Below are 3,020 nucleotides of genomic sequence, written 5' to 3' on the forward strand. Positions count from 1 at the left end.
ACCCGTCGGTGCCCAGGGTGACGTAGGTGCCCGGCACCCAGGGCCGGATCTGCTCGGGAACGGCACGCATCCAATCCGACACCGCGACCACCGGCCCGCTCGCGTCCGAGAGGGCCTCGGTGACGTACGGGACGCCCGCCGGCCGATCCGGGTGGCGCAGTCTCGCCCGATCGACGGCCACACCGTCGCGGTTCAGCTCGCCCCAGCTGGTCACCGACCACACGTCGGCGGCGACGTCCCACTCCGCGGCCAGCATCTCCGCGGCGTGCAGTGCCGACGGCATCGCCACCCCGGACGCCAGGATCTGCGCGTTATTGGTCCGCTGTTCGGTGGCGGCGCGGTAGCGGTACAGGCCGCGCAGCACGCCCTCGGGGTCAAAATTCTCCGGCTCGGGCGGCTGCACGTACGGCTCGTTGTAGACGGTGATGTAGAAGAACACGTCCTCGGGGTTCTCGCCGAACATCCGCGCCAGACCGCTTTCCACGATGTAGGCGATCTCGTAGGCGAAAGCCGGGTCGTAGGCGACCACCGCCGGGTTGGTACTGGCCAGCAGCAGCGAGTGGCCGTCGGCGTGCTGCAGGCCCTCGCCGGTCAGTGTGGTGCGTCCCGCGGTGGCTCCGAGCAGGAAGCCGCGTGTCATCTGATCGGCGGCGGCCCACAGGCCGTCCCCGGTGCGCTGGAAGCCGAACATCGAATAGAAGATGTAGATCGGGATCATCGGCTCGTTGTGCGTCGCATACGACGTGCCGGCAGCGATGAACGACCCTACCGACCCGGCTTCGTTGATGCCCTCGTGCAGGATGTGGCCGCCTTCGCTTTCCTTGTAGGCCAGCATCAGCTCGGCGTCCACTGCGGTGTACAGCTGCCCGTTCCGGTTGTAGATCTTCAGCGACGGGAACCACGAGTCCATCCCGAAGGTGCGCGCCTCGTCGGGAATGATCGGCACGATGCGCGGGCCAATCTCTTTGTCCCGCAACACTTCTTTGAAGGTCCGCACCGTCGCCATGGTGGTGGCGACCTCCTGGTTTCCGGAACCCTTCTTCAGAGCGGCATAGGTCTCGCGTCCCGGCAGCCGCAGCGCCTTCGCCTTGGTCCGCCGCTCGGGCAGGAAGCCGCCGAGGGTGCGTCGGCGATCGACCATGTAGCGGATCTCCTCGGCGTCGGAGCCGGGGTGGTAGTAGGGCGGCAGGTAGGGATCCTCTTCCAGCTGGGCATCGCTGATCGGAATCCGGATCGCGTCGCGGAAGTCCTTGAGATCTTGCAACGCAAGCTTTTTCATCTGGTGGGTGGCGTTGCGCCCCTGGAAGTGCGCACCCAGCGAGTAGCCCTTGATGGTCTTGGCCAGGATCACCGTCGGCTGGCCCTTGTGGTCGACGGCGGCCCGGTAGGCGGCGTAGACCTTGCGATAGTCGTGGCCACCGCGCTTGAGGTTCCAGATCTCGGAGTCGCTCATGTGCTCCACGAGCGCCTTGGTGCGCGGGTCGCGGCCGAAGAAGTGGTCGCGCACGTACGCACCGTCGTTGGCCTTGTACGTCTGGTAGTCGCCGTCCGGGGTGGTGTTCATCAGGTTCACCAGTGCGCCGTCGCGGTCGGCGTGCAGCAGGGCGTCCCATTCGCGGCCCCAGACCACCTTGATGACGTTCCAGCCGGCGCCGCGGAAGTACGACTCCAGCTCCTGAATGATCTTGCCGTTACCGCGCACCGGGCCGTCGAGGCGCTGCAGGTTGCAGTTGACGACGAACGTCAGGTTGTCCAGACCCTCCAGCGACGCCACGTGCGCGAGGCCCCGGCTCTCCGGCTCGTCCATCTCGCCGTCGCCCAGGAAGCACCACACGTGCTGGTCCGAGGTGTCCTTGATGCCGCGGTCGTGCAGATAGTGGTTGAACCGCGCCTGGTAGATGGCGTTGAGCGGGCCAAGGCCCATCGAGACCGTGGGGAATTCCCAGAAGTCGGGCATCAGTCGCGGGTGCGGGTAGGAGGGCAGGCCGCCGGCGGCGTGGCTGTGTTCCTGCCGGAAGCCATCCATGCGGTCGGCCGTCAAGCGGCCTTCCAGGAAGGCCCGGGCATAAATGCCCGGGGACGCGTGGCCCTGGATGAAGACCTGGTCCCCGCCGCCGGGGTGCGTTTTGCCGCGAAAGAAGTGGTTGAACCCGACCTCGTACAGCGCCGCCGACGAGGCGTAGGTCGAAATGTGGCCGCCCACACCGACTCCCGGGCGCTGAGCGCGGTGCACCATGATGGCCGCGTTCCACCGGATCCAGGCGCGATAGCGCCGTTCTACATCCTCGTCGCCGGGGAACCACGGCTCGAGTTCGGTCGGAATGGTGTTGACGTAGTCGGTCGACGTCAGCGACGGGATGGCGACGCGCTGCTCGCCGGCCCGTTCCAGCAATCGCAGCATCAGATAACGCGCCCGCGACGGGCCGGACCGCTCCAGCAGTTCATCGAAGGACTCCAGCCACTCCGACGTCTCTTCTGGATCGATGTCGGGTAGGTAGGAGGCCACCCCCTCGCGGATCACCCGCACGCGGTCGGGTTCGGTTGCGCCGTGGGGGTTTGTGGCCAGATCGTGGCGCACGAACTCAGTTGTCAACGCACTACTCCTGTTGTTGGCGGAATGTGTGCCGTAACGGGTGGGTCGCACCCTTCCACCATCGTGCCGCACCGGTGTCTCGCGCGGAAAGCCGACGTCGGGTAGCCGATGCAGCGTCACCTGGCGAACACGAACTCGGCGTGTATGGGGCAGGCGCGCAACCCACCCGGTAACGTCAGGCATGTGCTCACCCGGTGGCGTGCCGTCCCTCAGGCGCAGGTGAAGGCTTTACCCCGGCGCGGGGCGTTGGCGCTGGGATGTATGGCCGTGGCGCTGATGGGCATAGTCGGGTGCACTTCCGTCACGAACGGCACGGCAACCCCCGACACCAAGGTGGCGCCGGCCTACCGCCAGTCGGTGTCCGCGTCGGTGTCGGCGTCGTCGGTGACCTCGAGCGTCCGGGAGTCGCAGCGGCAACAATCGCTCC

The 3,020-nt window shown here is 67.0% G+C and carries 1 protein-coding gene and 1 pseudogene; one reads left to right on the plus strand and one right to left on the minus strand.

Annotated elements, in window-relative coordinates:
- Positions 1-2,593 (minus strand): pyruvate dehydrogenase (acetyl-transferring), homodimeric type (gene aceE, locus A5652_RS18860; RefSeq protein WP_067354880.1); only part of this gene is annotated, 2,593 nt, incomplete at its 3' end.
- Between the two features lie 183 nt (positions 2,594-2,776).
- Between aceE and A5652_RS18865 the strand changes: the two are divergent.
- Positions 2,777-3,020 (plus strand): annotated as a pseudogene (locus A5652_RS18865) (hypothetical protein); the annotation flags it as partial.

The organism is Mycobacterium sp. 1165178.9 (genome assembly GCF_001673555.1).
Taxonomy (GTDB): Bacteria; Actinomycetota; Actinomycetes; order Mycobacteriales; family Mycobacteriaceae; genus Mycobacterium.